This is a genomic window from Cytobacillus sp. Bac17, assembly GCF_024519925.1.
Classification (GTDB): domain Bacteria; phylum Bacillota; class Bacilli; order Bacillales; family Cytobacillaceae; genus Cytobacillus; species Cytobacillus pseudoceanisediminis.
Genome location: NZ_JALJRC010000127.1, coordinates 1 through 329 on the forward strand (window position 1 = coordinate 1; position 329 = coordinate 329).

A 329-nucleotide genomic window follows, 5' to 3' on the forward strand; every position below is an offset into this window, starting at 1 on the left:
AAGAAGAGGAGAGGGAAAGAGGAAAAGAAAGAAGGGGGGGGAGAAGGGAGAGGGGGAAAAAGAGGGAAAAGGAGGAAGAGGGAAGAAAAGAAGGGGAGGAGGGGGAGAGAGGAGGAAGAAAAAAGGAAGGAAAGAGAAAAAGGGGGGAAGGGGGAAAGAGGAGAGAAGAGGGAGGAGGGGGGGGGAAAAGAAAGGGGGGGGAGAAGGAGAGAGGAAGGAAAGAGGGGGAAGGAGGGAGGAAAAAGGGGAGGGAGGAAGGAGGGGGGGAAGAAAGGGAAGAAGGAAGGAAAGGAAAAGGAAGGGAAAAAGAAAGGAGGGGGAAAGAGGGA

At 53.8% G+C, this 329-nt stretch carries 1 protein-coding gene; it reads left to right on the plus strand.

Annotated features, from left to right (window positions below):
- A partial coding sequence (locus NR125_RS30385) for a hypothetical protein (RefSeq protein WP_256816912.1) occupies window positions 1–329 on the plus strand: 329 nt, incomplete at both ends.